The 13,973-nt window shown below is 61.5% G+C and carries 13 protein-coding genes; 12 read left to right on the top strand and 1 reads right to left on the bottom strand.

Annotated elements, in window-relative coordinates; genetic code table 11:
- Positions 1 to 83 precede the first annotated feature (83 nt).
- From GE543_RS17280 to GE543_RS17265, 4 genes are read left to right on the top strand one after another with little or no spacing between them, the layout of a single operon-like run.
- Positions 84 to 758: a hypothetical protein gene (locus GE543_RS17280; protein ID WP_074907356.1), complete on the top strand. Its 675-nt coding sequence runs from the start codon at positions 84 to 86 to the stop codon at positions 756 to 758.
- Positions 755 to 3,109 (top strand): EAL domain-containing protein, encoded by a 2,355-nt coding sequence (locus GE543_RS17275; protein ID WP_003412991.1) that lies wholly within the window; start codon positions 755 to 757, stop codon positions 3,107 to 3,109. The genes GE543_RS17280 and GE543_RS17275 overlap by 4 nt, the downstream gene beginning before the upstream one ends.
- 3 nt (positions 3,110 to 3,112) lie before the next feature.
- Entirely contained in the window at positions 3,113 to 3,988 is an 876-nt protein-coding gene (locus GE543_RS17270) for a DUF3034 family protein (RefSeq protein WP_153221971.1), read from the top strand.
- Complete coding sequence (locus GE543_RS17265) at positions 3,988 to 4,416, top strand: group 1 truncated hemoglobin (protein WP_153221970.1); 429 nt, start codon at positions 3,988 to 3,990, stop codon at positions 4,414 to 4,416. The genes GE543_RS17270 and GE543_RS17265 overlap by 1 nt, the downstream gene beginning before the upstream one ends.
- A gap of 304 nt (positions 4,417 to 4,720) precedes the next feature.
- On the opposite strand, the gene GE543_RS17250 is transcribed toward GE543_RS17265, so the two are convergent.
- Entirely contained in the window at positions 4,721 to 5,713 is a 993-nt protein-coding gene (locus GE543_RS17250) for a GntR family transcriptional regulator (protein WP_003412982.1), read from the bottom strand.
- A gap of 348 nt (positions 5,714 to 6,061) precedes the next feature.
- Between GE543_RS17250 and GE543_RS17245 the strand changes: the two genes are divergently transcribed.
- The 8 genes from GE543_RS17245 to GE543_RS17210 all read left to right on the top strand — a co-directional run bounded on the left by GE543_RS17245 (position 6,062) and on the right by GE543_RS17210 (position 13,929).
- Positions 6,062 to 7,435, top strand: a complete 1,374-nt coding sequence (locus tag GE543_RS17245) for an amidase (RefSeq protein WP_153221969.1) — start codon at positions 6,062 to 6,064, stop codon at positions 7,433 to 7,435.
- Positions 7,436 to 7,511: 76 nt separating this feature from the next.
- The gene (locus GE543_RS17240; RefSeq protein ID WP_002554892.1) at positions 7,512 to 8,393 is read left to right on the top strand and encodes a polysaccharide deacetylase; all 882 of its coding nucleotides are present in this window, start codon (positions 7,512 to 7,514) and stop codon (positions 8,391 to 8,393) included.
- Between the two features lie 27 nt (positions 8,394 to 8,420).
- Positions 8,421 to 9,761: an MFS transporter gene (locus tag GE543_RS17235; protein WP_003412976.1), complete on the top strand. Its 1,341-nt coding sequence runs from the start codon at positions 8,421 to 8,423 to the stop codon at positions 9,759 to 9,761.
- 10 nt (positions 9,762 to 9,771) lie between these two features.
- The gene (locus tag GE543_RS17230) at positions 9,772 to 10,533 is read left to right on the top strand and encodes an SDR family NAD(P)-dependent oxidoreductase (protein ID WP_153221968.1); all 762 of its coding nucleotides are present in this window, start codon (positions 9,772 to 9,774) and stop codon (positions 10,531 to 10,533) included.
- 127 nt (positions 10,534 to 10,660) lie between these two features.
- Positions 10,661 to 11,410: an SDR family NAD(P)-dependent oxidoreductase gene (locus GE543_RS17225; RefSeq protein ID WP_003412971.1), complete on the top strand. Its 750-nt coding sequence runs from the start codon at positions 10,661 to 10,663 to the stop codon at positions 11,408 to 11,410.
- Positions 11,411 to 11,432: 22 nt separating this feature from the next.
- A complete protein-coding gene (locus GE543_RS17220) occupies positions 11,433 to 11,732 on the top strand; it encodes a hypothetical protein (RefSeq protein WP_003405362.1) in 300 nt (99 codons plus the stop codon).
- Complete coding sequence (locus GE543_RS17215) at positions 11,729 to 12,736, top strand: GTP-binding protein (protein ID WP_153221967.1); 1,008 nt, start codon at positions 11,729 to 11,731, stop codon at positions 12,734 to 12,736. Before GE543_RS17220 ends, GE543_RS17215 begins: the two co-directional genes overlap by 4 nt.
- Positions 12,733 to 13,929 (top strand): PotD/PotF family extracellular solute-binding protein, encoded by a 1,197-nt coding sequence (locus GE543_RS17210; RefSeq protein WP_003412964.1) that lies wholly within the window; start codon positions 12,733 to 12,735, stop codon positions 13,927 to 13,929. Before GE543_RS17215 ends, GE543_RS17210 begins: the two co-directional genes overlap by 4 nt.
- Positions 13,930 to 13,973 lie beyond the last annotated feature (44 nt).

Genomic DNA, 13,973 nt, shown 5'->3' with positions numbered 1-13,973 from the left:
ATTTATGAGTGGTGGGGCCTGTCAGGGTAGAAAAGAGCGGGCTTATTTCATTTACGGCGCTGCCGTTATGGGTTGAATCAGGTATGACCAACGTATTTATATCGGCATTGCTGGCCGGACTGTGCGTAGCCTCGGCTGCGAGCGCATCGGCTGCCACCTTTACCGCGCAGGTGATGGACAAGGAGGGCAAGCCCCTTGCAGATGCGGTGGTCACCCTCAAAGGGCCGCCCGATCCTTCACCCGTTGCGTTGAAGGCATCAATGGATCAGCGTGATCAGGAGTTTGCGCCACATGTACTGGCCATCCACACCGGCACTCAGGTCAAGTTTCCCAACAGCGACAACATCCGCCACCAGGTCTACTCCTTTTCTCCGGCCAAGCGCTTCGAATTGCGACTTTACGAGGGCACGCCCTCGGATCCGCTGTTGTTCGACAAACCCGGCGTGGTGGTGCTGGGCTGCAACATCCACGACTGGATGGTCGGTTACATCTACGTCACCGACGAGCCATGGTTCGGCGTGACCGACAGCAACGGCCAGCTCAAGCTCGATCAGATGCCCGCCGGGCACTACAACGCCACCCTCTGGCACCCGCAGATCGCGGACATGCAGCCGGTATCGGGCGGCGAGTTCGAGGTGCCTGCCGCCGGGCTCACCCAGCGTTTCAACCTGGCGGTCGAAATGCAAGCCGAGGACAAACCCGGCAAGCCCGCACCAGGCGGCTTCGGTGACGCCTTCCACAAGGCCACGCATGAATGAAATTTAAAGCCAGCTTTCAGGCGCGCATCGCCGGGGTTCTGATTGTCCTGCTGCTGATTGTCGTGAGTGCGGTCTACATCGCCGTCAAGGTTGCAACAGGCGAGGCGGTGCGCACTCAGGCTCAGGCGCAACTGGAGGTGGGCAGTCGTGTGTTCGAACGGCTGATCGACCTGCGCGGCAAGCGTTTGCGTGACACCGTGCAATTGGTGGCAGCCGATTTTGGCTTTCGCGATGCCGTGGCCAGTGCCGATTCCTCGACCATTCGCTCGGTGCTGCTCAACCACGGCAAGCGCATCAATGCCAGCGACATGTTCCTGCTGGGCATGGATGGCGTAGTGATTGCCAGCACCGTACCGAAAGTCCCCGAGGGTTCCAGGTTTGTCTATGACCAGGCCCTGCGCAACGCCAAACGTGCCGGTCAGTCAGTGCTCATTGTGCCCGGCGGCGGAGACCCTCATTTGCTGGTGGAGGCCACCGTTCTCGCGCCATTGCCGATCGGCCGCGTGGTCATGGGCTTTACCATCGACAGCGATATTGCCGAAGAACTGCGCTCGCTCAGCGGTCTGGAAGTGTCTTTTCTCACCGTAGAAGACGGCAAGAACGGTGAACTGATCAGTACTCAGCCAGAGGCCTTGCACGCGGGCCTGATCGAGCTGATGCGCAGCTCCTCGGAAGGCCAGATGTTGCTCACCGAGCAATCGAATCTTAACTTTCTCAGCCAGACGCTGATGCTCGCCAACACCAGCAATGGCGGCGACGGGCAGGTCATCGCGCTGTTGCAGAGCCCTCTGGACAAGGCCTATCAGGCATTCGCGCCATTGAATCAAAAGATCTTCTGGATTTCCATGGTTGCCCTGGTGGCTTCGCTGATCGGCACACTGGCGCTGGCGCGAAGCGTCTCGCTGCCGGTTCAGGCCCTGGCCACGGCGGCCAAACGCATTGGTGATGGCGACTATAAAACCCCGGTCACGCTGGTCCGCAGTGATGAACTGGGCATGCTCGCCGACGCGATCAACACCATGCAGCAAGGCATTGCGGTGCGCGAGGGGCAATTGGCCCACAACGCTTTGCACGACAACCTGACCGGGCTGCCCAACCGGGCGCTGGTGATGGAGCGTCTGGGCAGTTCGATTGCGGCAGATCGCGGGGTTGCTCTGTTGTCTCTGAGCATAGAGAACCTTGCCACGATCAGCGAAAGCGTGAGCGCCGATGGTGTGGACCAATTGTTACGGCAGGCGGGCCAGCGCCTGCAAGGCAATCTGCGCGCCGGCGACACCGTGGCGCGTCTGGGGGCCAACGAGTTTCTGCTGTTGCTGGACAACACGTCCAGCGCTGGCGCGGTGGGCATGGCTGACGCTGTGCAGCGTCTGCTCAGTGAGCCGCAGCGTATCGACAATCATGAGTACGCGCTTGAATGCTGCATTGGTATCACGGTGTACCCGGAGCACGGTGATTCCGCCCAGGAATTGCTCAACCGTGCGGCCATTGCCCGCAAGGACGCCGCGTTCCTTCCCGGTCGCCTGCAGATCTATCAGGATGGACGTGACCTGGCCCACCAGCGACAGATCACGCTCATTCGTGATCTGCGCAAAGCCGCGCAGAATGGCGAATTGATGCTGCATTACCAGCCCAAGCTGGATATTCGTCAGGGCTATGTGCGTCAGGCCGAGGCGCTGCTGCGCTGGGCTCATCCGCAGTTCGGTAATGTCTCGCCCGCTGAATTCATCGTCCTCGCCGAGCGTACCGGAAGCATTTACCTGCTGACCAACTGGGTGATCGAAGAAGCGATGCGCCAGCTGGCCGAATGGCGTAAGCGCGGGCTGGTCCTGCAGGTGTCGGTAAACATTTCCGCCGATGACCTGCTGGGTGATGATCTGGTCGGCTATGTCGTGAAACTGCTCAAGCAATACGCCATACCTGCCGAACAACTGTTATTCGAGATCACCGAAAGCGCCGTCATGAGCGAACCGGAAAAGGCACTGATCGTCCTGCATCGCCTGCGCGATTGCGGCATCAGCCTGTCGATCGATGATTTCGGCACCGGTTACTCGTCACTGGCTCACTTGAAACGTCTGCCCGTACAAGAGCTGAAAATCGATCAGTCTTTCGTGCGCAATCTGGATGAAACCAGTGAGGACGCAGTGATCGTGCGATCGACCATTGAAATGAGCCACAACCTCGGATTGAAGGTGGTGGCAGAGGGTGTCGAGTACCAACACAGCCTGGACCTGCTCCGGCGTTGGCACTGCGATACGGCCCAGGGTTACCTGATCAGTCGACCGCTGACCGCGTCGGCGTTCGAGGCATGGATTGCTACGTATCAGGCCTCACCCGGTCTTATGGTGAATTAATCCATGTTGCACAAAACATCGCTGCTGTTGGGGTCTTTGCTGGTGGGCATGGCGGGCGTTGCTCCGACGTCCGCCCTGGGCGACAACGGCCGGTTGATCGCCACGGGCGGCGCGACCAGCATTGAAGGCAGCGCCGGCGGCGGCATAACCCCGTGGGCGGTGATCACCGGGTACAGCGAGCAAGGCGAGTGGGGCGCTACCGCCTTCGCCACGCACGTGAATCTGCCGGACTACAACCTCGATGTGGCAGGCTTGGCGTTCGCCTATGGCAATCGCGTGGAGTTGTCCTACGCGCATCAGCGTTTCGATATCAGCAACCTGCAGCACAGGCTCAGCCTGCCGGACGATAACCTCAGTCAGGACGTGTTCGGCGTCAAAGTGCGGCTGTTCGGCGACCTGATCTACGAAAGCCTGCCGCAGGTTTCTCTGGGTGTGCAGTACAAGCATCAGAACGATTTCCTGATTCCCAGCCTGGTCGGCGCCCGGCGTGACTCGGATGTCGAAGGCTACCTGACGGCCAGTCGGTTGTTCATGGGTGCGGCGTTCGGCTACAACGTCGTGGTCAACGGCGGCGTGCGTTACAGCCGCGCCAACGAAACCGGACTGTTGGGGTTCGGCGGCGATCGGCGCGACAGCCGCAGCCTGCTCAAGGAGGGTTCGGTAGCCGTGCTGTTCAATCCGCGCTGGGCGCTGGGCGTCGAATATCGCGAGAAGCCGGACAACCTGTCGTTTGCAGGCGAGAGTGACTGGGCCGATGTGTTTCTCGGCTATTTCCCCAACAAGCACGTGTCCGTGGTTCTGGCTTACGCCCGCCTGGGTGAAATCGCCACGCTGGATAACCAGAACGGCACCTATCTGTCTGTGCAGGGGAGTTTTTGATGAGGCGCTTGCTGATCGCCATGATGCTGACGCTACTGGCCGGTTGCGCGCAGCAGCAACAGCCACCCAGGGATGACAGCCTCTACCAGGGCCTGGGCCAGCGTGCCGGTATCCAGCGCATCGTCGAAGGCATGCTGATAAACGTGGCCAAGGATCAGCGGATCGTCGAGCACTTCAAGAAAGTCGACATCGTGCGTCTGCGCGACAAGCTGGTCGAGCAACTCTGCGTCGAGTCCGGCGGCCCGTGTCGCTATAGCGGCGACAGCATGGCCGAGGCGCACAAGGGCCAGAACCTGACGCCCAGCGATTTCAACGCGCTGGTCGAAGACCTCATCGCCTCGATGGACACCGAAAAGGTCTCGGTCCCCGTACAAAACCGCCTCATCGCCCGTCTGGCACCGATGCGCGGCGAAGTGATCGGCAAGTGATTTGTAGCCCTGAAACACACACTGACTATCGTGCCAATGCTCCCCGTCCAAGATCGGACGCAGAGCGTCCAGAACAGCGTTCCCACGCTGGAGCGTGCGGAACGATAATCTTCAGGGAGAGCACTTGCGCGAGAACACTATCGTGCCAATGCTCCGCGTTGGCATGCCGTTCGTGACGCTCCGCGTCACAAATCGACGCCGCGCCGCGTGTTGGGGATCGGACGCAGAGCGTCCAGAACTGCGTTGCCACGCTGGAGCGTGGTAACGATAGTCTCTGTCGCTTTAACTCCAACTTTGCCCCATCTCAACTCAACCGCGTCAGATACCCCGGCACTTCCTGCTCCGGCAATACCGACAGGACTTTCAGGCGTTGCAGCATGCGCTGCCGGGCGCGTAGCAGGTGTTCCTTGAGGTTCAGGGCGGCGGCGTCGAAGGCGCCGTGCAGCAGTAATTCGATGATCAGCCGGTGTTCGGCCAGCATCGCTTCATCGGCGCCAATGCTCAGCAAGCGGTAGAAAATCCGGTTTATGATCATCGGGCTTTGCGCCTGGCTGATCAGCATGGCGATCTTGCGGTTTTGCAGGCCGCCCAGGCATTGCTGATGCAGATCATCTTCAAGGCGCTCGATTTCCTCAAGGCTGCACTGTTCGGCGTTTTGCGCCTCGATGACTCTAGTCAGCATCGCTTCGAGGGTTTCGCGGCTCAGCTGTGGCGCCGTCTGGCGCAAGGCTTCGGGCTCGAGGCAGGCGCGCAATTCGTAGTCTTCGGTGATTTCCCGGGCCGTCAGCGGCCCCGCGAGCCATTGCGAGTAAGGCTCTTTTTCCACCAGGCCGCGATCGCGCAGACGCATCAGCGCCTCACGAACCACTGCGCGGCTTACTCCGTAATGCTGCGCGGCGCTTTGTTCATCCAGCCGGTAGTGACCAAACGCGATACAGGCTGACAGTGCCGCACCGATCTCATCATGAATGCGTTCGCCGAGCGGGCGGGTATCGACCAGTTCTTCACTGCTGTCCAGCCCGAACTGCTTGTGGCTCAGGCTCAGGCGCAGCGGCTCGACTTCCTGCGCGTCAGGATTGACCAGATAACCCCGGCCGTCGAAGCGGCTGATCAAGCCTTCTTCGTGCAGCAGATTGAGCGCCTTGCGCACCGGCACCCGGCTGGTGCCGAACAGTTCTGCCAGCGGTGCCTCAAGCAGCACCAGTCCATTGGCGGCCGCGCCCGAGACGATGGCGTTACGCAACACCTCGCGAATCATGGCGTAGCGCGACGCGGTGCGCGGGTCCTCTTCTGACATCGGTTTCATACACTTCTGGCGGTTGACGGACGATTCTCGCACAGAAGCGCTGTTGTCACCTTGGCACACGTCCTTATGCTCGCTCATGGGGCCACCGTTACTTTTTTGCACTGAAATGTACCTTTTATAAAAGATACATTATTTCTTTATGACGATCCTGTGCGCTGACGATGCCCTATCGCAACTGATTGATCCCTTTGCAAAAAGGTTTCTAGTACGGCGGTTCCAGCGCGAAAGGGCCATCAGCTCGATCGGGTCAGGGTGTCGCGACGTGCAGATTGGCATGGAATCTGCCTTTGTTAAATGTACATTTTATTAATAAGTACATTTTTTAAAGGTGTGATGTCCATGACCGATACCGGGAGTCACAGCGTTACCCGTGATGCCTGCGCACTGGCCGAGGATTTTGCTCAGGGGCGCAGTGACCCTGTGCAGGCTCTGGACAAGGCTCTGCAACAGGCAGAAACCGCCGATCATGTGTTCATTTCCATGAGTATCGAACGGGCACGCAGGGAAGCCGAAGCGTCTGCGGTCCGCTGGCAACAAGGGCAGCCATTGAGTCCCTTCGACGGCGTGCCCATCGCCTGGAAGGATCTTTTCGATGTGGCAGGCAGCGTCACAACCGCCGGTGCCGCGGTGCGCACCAACCTGTCGCCCGCGCTGCTGGATGCGCCGAGTGTCGGGCTGCTGGCACGGTCCGGGATGGTCAGCCTGGGCAAGACCAACCTCAGTGAATTCGCTTATTCAGGGCTGGGCCTGAACCCGCATTTCGGCACGCCGATCAACCCCAGTAGCGACAGCTCACCGCGTATTCCTGGCGGTTCGTCTTCGGGTTCGGCAGTCGCCGTGGCCAACGGAACCGTACCGATCGCCATGGGCACCGATACCGCCGGTTCTATTCGTGTGCCGGCAGCGCTCAACGGTCTGGTGGGGTTTCGCAGCACCAGCCGCCGCTACAGCCGCGACGGCGTTTTCCCGCTGGCACTGACGCTGGACAGCGTCGGGCCACTGACCCGCAGCGTGCGCGACGCTCTGGTGATCGACGATCTGCTCTGTGCGCGCAGCAAACCTTCATCGTTGATACCACGCAGCCTGGCCGGTCAGCGTTTTCTGCTCGATCAGGCGGTGCTGGAGGACGAGCGCGTCACGCCGGCCGTTCGCGACAACCTGTTGCGTGCCGTCGAAGCCTTGCGTACAGGCGGTGCGCTGATCGAGGTCAAGCCTTGCCAGGCATTTCAGGCCACGTTGCTGTTGACCCAGCAACAGGGCTGGCTTGGCGCCGCCGAGGCGTTTGCGCTGCATCAGGCGTTGCTCGACAGCGACGCCGCCAGCCAGCTCGACCCCAGAGTTCGCAAGCGCCTGGAGGCCGCCCGTTCCATGCCGGCCAGCCTGCTGGTCAATCTTTACGCCGCGCGCGAACGCTTGCAGGAGCAGTTGACCCTCGAACTGGACGGCGCGCTGTTGATTACCCCGACCGTGGCCCATGTGGCGCCGCCGCTCGCACCGCTGCTGAAGGACGACGATCTGTTCGTTCAAACCAACCTCGCCACGCTGCGCCTGACCATGCCCGGCAGCCTGCTGAACATGCCCGGTGTGTCACTGCCCAGCGGCCGCGATGCCTCGGGCTTGCCCACCGGGCTGTTGCTCAGCGCACCGGCAGGCGAAGACGCACGGCTGCTGCGGGCGGCGTTGACCGTGGAGTCCTTGATCGCAGCCCCTTGAACACGTTTTGCAGTGCCAACCGGCCCGCGTGCCGTACCGCGCGAAGCCGATCTGATTAACCCGTGGGAGAACAACGATGGCCAAAGAAATTCTGTGTGCGTTTGGTGTGGATGTGGATGCCGTTGCCGGCTGGCTGGGCTCCTATGGTGGCGAGGATTCGCCGGACGATATTTCCCGCGGCCTGTTCGCCGGTGAAGTCGGCGCGCCGCGTCTGCTCAAGTTGTTCGAGCGTTACGGTCTGCGCACCACCTGGTTCATTCCGGGGCACTCCATGGAGACCTTCCCCGAGCAGATGAAAGCCGTGGCGGATGCCGGGCATGAAATCGGTGTGCATGGTTACAGCCATGAAAACCCGATTGCCATGACCCCGGAGCAAGAGGAGATCGTCCTCGACAAATCCATCGACCTGATCACGCAAATGACCGGCAAACGTCCGACCGGCTATGTCGCGCCATGGTGGGAGTTCAGTAACGTCACCAACGAGCTGCTGCTCAAGAAAGGCATCAAGTACGACCACAGCCTGATGCACAACGACTTCCATCCTTACTACGTTCGGGTGGGCGACAAGTGGACCAAAATCGATTACAGCCAGCATCCGGATACCTGGATGAAGCCGCTGGTACGTGGCGAAGAAACCGATCTGGTGGAAATCCCGGCCAACTGGTACCTGGACGATCTGCCGCCAATGATGTTCATCAAGAAGGCGCCGAACAGCCATGGTTTCGTCAACCCTCGGCACCTGGAAGAGATGTGGCGCGACCAGTTCGACTGGGTCTATCGCGAACATGAACACGCTGTATTCACCATGACCATTCACCCGGACGTGTCTGGTCGCCCGCAAGTGCTGCTGATGCTGGAGCGCTTGATCGAGCACATTCAAAGCCATGCTGGCGTCAAGTTCGTCACTTTCGACGAGATTGCCGACGACTTCGTGCGTCGCAACCCCCGTACCCGCTGATTCATTGCCCTGTCCGAGGCGTCACTCATGTCCATTTACAATAAGCTCGACCTGACCGGCTGGAAACCTGAGCAACTGACTCCGGAGCAAGTACGGTTCGCCACATGGATTGCGTTTTTCGCGTGGGTGTTTGCGGTATATGACTTCATTCTGTTTGGCACGCTGTTACCGGAAATCGGTCGGCATTTCAGCTGGAGTGAGGTCGAACAGGCCGAAATCGCGACCTGGGTCGCGGTCGGCACCGCGGTGGTGGCTCTGGCCATCGGCCCGCTGGTAGATCGCCTGGGACGGCGCGTGGGTATCATTTTCACCGTGAGTGGCTCGGCGATCTGCTCGGCGCTCACGGCCATCGGCGGAGCGTGGGGCAAGTCGCCCCTGATCCTCATTCGTTCGCTGGGCGGTCTGGGTTATGCAGAGGAAACGGTCAACGCGACCTATCTGAGCGAAATCTACGCTGCATCCGACGACCCGCGACTGACCAAGCGCCGTGGCTTCATCTATAGCCTGGTGCAGGGCGGCTGGCCGGTTGGTGCGCTGATCGCGGCTGGTCTGACGGCGGTGCTGTTGCCGGTTATCGGCTGGCAGGGTTGCTTCGTGTTTGCGGCCATCCCGGCCATCGTCATCGCGATCCTGGCGCGCAAGCTCAAGGAGAGCCCGCAGTTTCAGATCCATCAACGCATCACCCAGTTGCGCAAGAAGGGCGACCTCAGCCAGGCGAAGGCCGTGGCGCAGACGTACGGGGTGGATTACGAAGAACACAGCAAGGCCGGTATCGGCGCTGCCTTTCGCGGTTCTTCGCGCCGCGCGACTCTGGTGATCGGTGCGGCGATCCTGCTCAACTGGGCGGCCATTCAGGTGTTCAGTGTGCTGGGCACGACGGTGATCGTCAGCGTCCACCACATCTCGTTCGAGAACTCGCTGATCATTCTGGTGCTGTCCAACCTGGTGGGCTATTGCGGCTACCTGTGTCACGGCTGGATGGGTGACCGGATCGGTCGCCGCAATGTTATCGGCCTTGGCTGGATGCTCGGCGGCCTGGCGTTTGCCGGCATGCTTTACGGGCCGAGCAACATGGTGACGGTGGTCGGCTTGTACAGCCTGGGGCTGTTCTTCCTGATCGGCCCGTACTCGGCGGCATTGTTCTTCATCAGCGAAAGCTTCCCGACCAGCATTCGTGCCACGGGCGGCGCAATCATCCATGCCATGGGTCCGCTCGGTGCAGTGGTCGCAGGCTTCGGTGCCACATCGGTACTGAGCGCAGGCGGCGACTGGCAGACCTCGGCGTTGTACTTTGGCGCAGTGCCTTGCTTCCTGTCGGGTGCGCTGATGTTCGCCGCTAAACACGTGCGACCTGAAACGGTGAAATGAGGAGCAGCACATGACGCGTAAAGTTGCAGTGATAACCGGTGCCGCCAGCGGCATCGGTCAGGCCCTGGCAGTGGCTTTTGCCCGCCAGGGTGTGGCGGTGGCAGGCGGGTTCTATCCGGCTGACCCGCATGATCCGGACGAAACCCGCAGGCTGGTGGCGGAGGCGGGCGGCGAATGCCTGATGCTGCCACTGGACGTGACCTTCACCGAGTCGGTCGATGACCTTGCCGCGCAGGCGGTCAAGGCGTTCGGCCGCATCGACTACGCGGTCGCCAATGCCGGATTGCTGCGCCGCGCGCCCTTGCTGGAAATGACCGACGAGCGCTGGAACGAGATGCTCGACGTCGACCTGACCGGTGTGATGCGCACCTTCCGCGCCGCTGTCCGGCACATGGGCGAGGGCGGGGCGCTGGTGGCGATTTCCTCGATTGCCGGGGGGGTGTATGGCTGGCAGGACCATTCCCATTACGCAGCGGCCAAGGCCGGCGTACCAGGGCTGTGTCGGTCACTGGCGGTGGAGCTCGCCCCGAAGGGCATCCGTTGCAACGCGGTGATTCCCGGCCTGATCGAGACGCCGCAATCGCTGGACAGCAAGAACTCGCTGGGGCCGGAAGGTTTGGCGCAGGCGGCCAAAGCCATCCCGCTGGGCCGGGTCGGCCGAGCGAATGAAGTCGCTGCGCTGGTGCGTTTTCTGTGCAGCGATGACGCCAGTTACCTGACCGGACAAAGCATCGTGATCGACGGCGGCCTGACCGTGCGCTGGCCCGAGTAGATCGATTCGGATCGGCAGCGAGCTTGCTCGCGAAGCGTTCAGTACAGACGCTGGGAATGGCGTGCCAGTGACTGAGCGTTCGCGAGCCATACGCCGTGATCCCCAAACCAACCGAGGAACCCGACCCATGCAGCAACTCAAACAAAAGCGCGCAGTGATCACCGGAGCAGGCAGTGGTATCGGCGCAGCCATCGCCCGCGCCTATGCGGCTGAAGGCGCGCGTCTGGTGTTGGGCGACCGAGACGCCGACAGCCTGGCGAAGATCGCTGCAGAGTGCCGCCAACTGGGCGCGCAGGTTCAGGAGTGCGTGGCCGATGTCGGCAGTGTCGACGGCGCGCAAGCCAGCGTCGATGCCTGTGTCGAGCAGTTCGGTGGCATCGACATTCTGGTCAACAACGCGGGCATGCTGACCCAGGCACGTTGCGTCGACCTGACCCTCGATATGTGGAACGACATGCTGCGCATTGATCTGACCAGCGTCTTCGTGGCCAGTCAGCGGGCATTGCCGCACATGATTGCCCAGCGCTGGGGGCGCATCATCAATGTCGCCTCGCAACTGGGTATCAAGGGCGGTGCCGAACTGACCCATTATGCCGCCGCCAAGGCCGGGGTGATCGGTTTCAGCAAGTCTCTGGCGCTGGAAGTCGCCAAGGACAACGTGCTGGTCAACGCCATTGCGCCCGGTCCTATCGAAACCCCACTGGTCGCCGGGATCAGCAGCGCCTGGAAAACCGCCAAGGCCGCCGAGTTGCCACTCGGCCGCTTCGGTCTGGCCGAGGAGGTCGCCCCTGTGGCGGTGCTATTGGCCAGCGAGCCGGGCGGCAACCTGTTCGTCGGTCAGACACTGGGCCCCAATTCCGGCGACGTCATGCCATGAGCAAACAGCTGGAGAACACTTGATGTGTGGATTGTGCGGGCTGTTGGGTGAAGACGTGCACTGGAGCGATCCGCTGGCTGCAGAACTGCCCCGGCGGCGTGAGCGCTTGCGGCGTATTGCTGCCATCAACAAGGTGGTCGCGCCGTTTCGTCTGAAGGTCGAAGATTTTCAAGGCGTTTCCTATCTCCTGCTCGGGGCCACCGGCAAGCAGGAGCTTGCGACCGGGCTGGAGCAGCTCTGGCAGAAAGCCGAGTTGCTGATCGGCCGGCCGCTGGATCCGCTTGATTCAGGTCTGCTCGATCATCTGCAGAGGTCATCATGAGTATTGCCCTGAACGTGATTACCGGCTTCCTCGGCAGCGGCAAGACTACATTGCTCAAGCGCCTGCTGGCCGATGAAAACATGGGCGACACCGCGCTGCTGATCAACGAATTCGGCGACGTGGGTATCGATCATCTGCTGGTTGAAGAGGTCGCACCAGATACCGTGCTGCTGCCCAGCGGTTGTGTCTGCTGCACCGTCCGCGGTGAGTTGAAAGACGCGCTGCTCGGTCTTCTGGAGCGGCGTAGTCGAGGTGAAATTCCTGCGTTTCGCCGGGTCATTCTGGAGACCACCGGCCTGGCCGATCCGGCACCGATTCTCACCACGCTGAGCAACGACCTGCAACTGCGCGGGCGTTTTCATATCGGTCTGATCGTCACGCTGGTGGATGCCTGTCACGCGACGCTGCAGGAGCGACTGCATCCGGAGTGGCTGGCGCAGGTCGCGGCGGCGGACCGGCTGCTGTTGAGCAAGACCGATCTGGTCGACGAGTCGGTGCTGGAAGGCCTGCGCGAGCATCTGCAAGCGTTGAATTTTTCTGCGCCGCTGCTGGATACGGCGGATGTCCACAGCGGCGATCAGTTGCTGCTGGGCGAGGGCATGCGCAGCGAAGAACCGGCCGCTGAAGTGACGCGCTGGCAACTGCATCGGGTGCTGTCGACCTCCGCGCGGCATGGTGATGCGCAGGTCTGTTGCCTGACGTTCGAGCGGCCTCTGGACTGGGTCGGCTTCGGGGTGTGGCTGTCGATGCTGTTAAGATGCCACGGTGAACGAATCCTCCGCGTCAAAGGGCTGCTCAACGTGAACGACAATCAGGCTCCCATCGTGATTCATGGTGTGCAGCATTGCCTGCATGCGCCGGTGCACCTTGCCGCCTGGCCGGGCGAGGATCGCACCTCGCGGCTGGTGTTCATCCTGCGCGGTCTCGATCCCGATCTGCTGCGTCGTTCGTTCGAAGTCTTCTCCAGCAGTTTCGCGCCGCCGCTCAACGAGTCGGCAGTATGACCATCACCTTGCGCGTGCTGGGTACCTCGGTGACCCTGCTGGAGTCTTTGCGTGAGCGGGCCGAGCAGGAACTGGGGATCAAACTGGTCTACCAGATTCATGACGTGCAAACCGCGCAACGTATCGCGGTCATGCAACCAGACAGCTACGACCTCTACGACCAATGGTTTCATAACGTTGATTTCGTCTGGCCAGCCCGGGCGATTCAACCCATCGACACGCGGCGCATTGCGCTGTGGCACGAAATCAACGACTTGCCCAAGCAGGGCCGGCTGCGGCCTACCGACCAGCTTGGCAGCGGCAGTGTGCCCAGCGAGCGTTTGTTCGTGCAACACGACGGCAGCCTGGGCAGCGCGGTGACCGAGCGCATCAGCATGCTGCCGCTGACCCATAACGCCGACAGCTTCGCCTATCGCCCCGAGCGCCTGCCGGAGGGCTTGAGCTCTGCGGACGAAAGCTGGGGCTGGTTGCTCGACCCTGTGTGGGGCGGGCGCATCGCCTTGCAGAGCGACGCGGCCATCGGCGCACTGGATGCCGCGCTGGCGGTGCAGGGGGCAGGGCTGGCGAGCTTCAAGGACATCGGCAACATGAGCATCGAAGAGATCGATCGGCTCGCTGATGTGCTGGTGCGCAAACAGCAGCAAGGGCATTTTGCTGCGTTCTGGTCAGGCGATGAAGAAGCCGCCGAACTGATGCTCAGCCCTAACATCGACATTCAGAGCCTCTGGTCACCGACCTTGGTCAGGCTGCACCGTGCGGGTGTGAAGTACCGCGTCGCGGTGCCGAAGGAAGGTTATCGCGGCTGGTTTGGAGGGCTTTCCCTGTCACGTCACGCCAAGGGCCCGGTGCTGGATGCGGCCTATGCGTACCTGAACTGGTGGCTGTCGGGCTGGCCCGGCGCAGTGATGGCGCGGCAGGGCTATTACATCGGCAATCCGGCACGCAGCCGCGATCACCTCAGCGCTGCCGAATGGGATTACTGGTACGCCGGCCTGCCTGCCCGCGAACAACTGCTCGGCAGCGACGGCTTGCCGCTGATCGACGCCGGAGAAGTCCGCGATGGCGGCTCCTACGAAGAACGCATGGGCCATATCGCCGTGTGGAACTCGGTCATGAACGAGCACAACTACCTGGTCCGCCGCTGGAACGACATCCTGCGCGCCAGTGATAAAAGCAGCGCCAAGGCGCGCTAGTCAGTCGCACTGATAGAAGCCCTCACGAGAGGACGCAGAGCGTC

The organism is Pseudomonas sp. SZ57 (genome assembly GCF_009495975.1).
Classification (GTDB): Bacteria; Pseudomonadota; Gammaproteobacteria; order Pseudomonadales; family Pseudomonadaceae; genus Aquipseudomonas; species Aquipseudomonas syringae.
The sequence above is the reverse complement of the archived record's forward strand: the minus strand, read 5'-3'. Positions and strand labels throughout refer to the sequence as shown.

Coding starts and splice junctions, on each gene's coding strand:
- GE543_RS17280 (WP_074907356.1), top strand. CDS start 84: ATGACCAACGTATTTATATCGGCATTGCTGGCCGGACTGTGCGTAGCC.
- GE543_RS17275 (WP_003412991.1), top strand. CDS start 755: ATGAAATTTAAAGCCAGCTTTCAGGCGCGCATCGCCGGGGTTCTGATT.
- GE543_RS17270 (WP_153221971.1), top strand. CDS start 3,113: ATGTTGCACAAAACATCGCTGCTGTTGGGGTCTTTGCTGGTGGGCATG.
- GE543_RS17265 (WP_153221970.1), top strand. CDS start 3,988: ATGAGGCGCTTGCTGATCGCCATGATGCTGACGCTACTGGCCGGTTGC.
- GE543_RS17250 (WP_003412982.1), bottom strand. CDS start 5,713: ATGTCAGAAGAGGACCCGCGCACCGCGTCGCGCTACGCCATGATTCGC.
- GE543_RS17245 (WP_153221969.1), top strand. CDS start 6,062: ATGACCGATACCGGGAGTCACAGCGTTACCCGTGATGCCTGCGCACTG.
- GE543_RS17240 (WP_002554892.1), top strand. CDS start 7,512: ATGGCCAAAGAAATTCTGTGTGCGTTTGGTGTGGATGTGGATGCCGTT.
- GE543_RS17235 (WP_003412976.1), top strand. CDS start 8,421: ATGTCCATTTACAATAAGCTCGACCTGACCGGCTGGAAACCTGAGCAA.
- GE543_RS17230 (WP_153221968.1), top strand. CDS start 9,772: ATGACGCGTAAAGTTGCAGTGATAACCGGTGCCGCCAGCGGCATCGGT.
- GE543_RS17225 (WP_003412971.1), top strand. CDS start 10,661: ATGCAGCAACTCAAACAAAAGCGCGCAGTGATCACCGGAGCAGGCAGT.
- GE543_RS17220 (WP_003405362.1), top strand. CDS start 11,433: ATGTGTGGATTGTGCGGGCTGTTGGGTGAAGACGTGCACTGGAGCGAT.
- GE543_RS17215 (WP_153221967.1), top strand. CDS start 11,729: ATGAGTATTGCCCTGAACGTGATTACCGGCTTCCTCGGCAGCGGCAAG.
- GE543_RS17210 (WP_003412964.1), top strand. CDS start 12,733: ATGACCATCACCTTGCGCGTGCTGGGTACCTCGGTGACCCTGCTGGAG.